Annotated in this window: 1 protein-coding gene and 1 pseudogene; both read left to right on the top strand. The window is 39.8% G+C overall.

Translation table 11 applies throughout. The features are described 5' to 3' along the window. On the top strand, positions 1 to 520 hold a 520-nt coding region (locus A9G36_RS00005), incomplete at its 5' end, for a DUF2345 domain-containing protein (protein WP_141670586.1). Between the two features lie 19 nt (positions 521 to 539). Continuing rightward, positions 540 to 994 (top strand): annotated as a pseudogene (locus tag A9G36_RS00010) (hypothetical protein); the annotation flags it as partial.

The following is a 994-nucleotide window of genomic DNA, read 5'->3' on the forward strand; positions in this document are numbered from 1 at the left end:
AAGCGGCATACTTGCCTATGCCCAAGAAGGCATTGCCTTAACCAGTCCACAAAACATTCAACTCTCCACCGGCAACAGCGTTACTTTAACCAGTGAAAACCAAACTGACATTGCCGCCTTAAAAAACCTTACCCTCTCATCGGGCGAAGCGATGGGCTTATTTGCCCACAAATCAGGCATGAAACTGTTTGCCAACCAAGGCGATATTGTGGTGCAAGCCCAAAACGCCAACCTCAACATGGCCGCCAAGCAGGATATAAAAATTGACAGTGTCGATGGTGAACTAATCATAACCGCCAGTGAAAAAATCACCTTAATGTGTGGCGGTTCATATATAAAAATCAGCAGTGAAGGCATTGAACTGGGCACGCAGGATAATGTTTATCTGAAGTGTAATGTCATGCAAAAGATGGGCGCGGCGAGTAATGATTTATCCGCAAAGCTAAATAATAATGATTCGGAACTCGAAATGTTATTAAGAAAACATGTATCGTTCAATTCAAAAAGCTTTTCGGAATAATTTGTAAGGAAGTAACACAATGACTATAAAAAAAATAACCGACTTTAACTTTCCCGTTGGCGAAAAACAATTAAGTCAAGATGCCTATTATAAAGCCTTATCAGAAGCAAACAGTGGCTTTTATCCCTTTGGTGCCAATGGCATATGGCATGGTGGTATCCATATTGACAAAAAGGTATTGAAAGAAATCAAAGAGGAAGCGAAGCTGCGTTGTATGGCTGATGGTGAAGTGATAGCTTATCGAGTGAATGATGTTTATCCTAAAATTGTGTATCAGGACAATGTTGAACTAAAACTGCCTTATAAGGAACAACAAAAAGTTGCTTATTTCTCAACAGGGTTTACCTTAGTCAGGCACCTGTTACAAATGCCCAAAATTGCTAATTCAACCGACACACCACCATCAATAACGTTATACAGTTTATATATGCATCAGTTAGATTGGTATGGTTATCAGCAAAAGAAACAGGAAGG

The sequence above is a fragment of the Gilliamella sp. Choc6-1 genome (assembly GCF_001690385.1).
Taxonomy (GTDB): domain Bacteria; phylum Pseudomonadota; class Gammaproteobacteria; order Enterobacterales; family Orbaceae; genus Gilliamella; species Gilliamella apicola_A.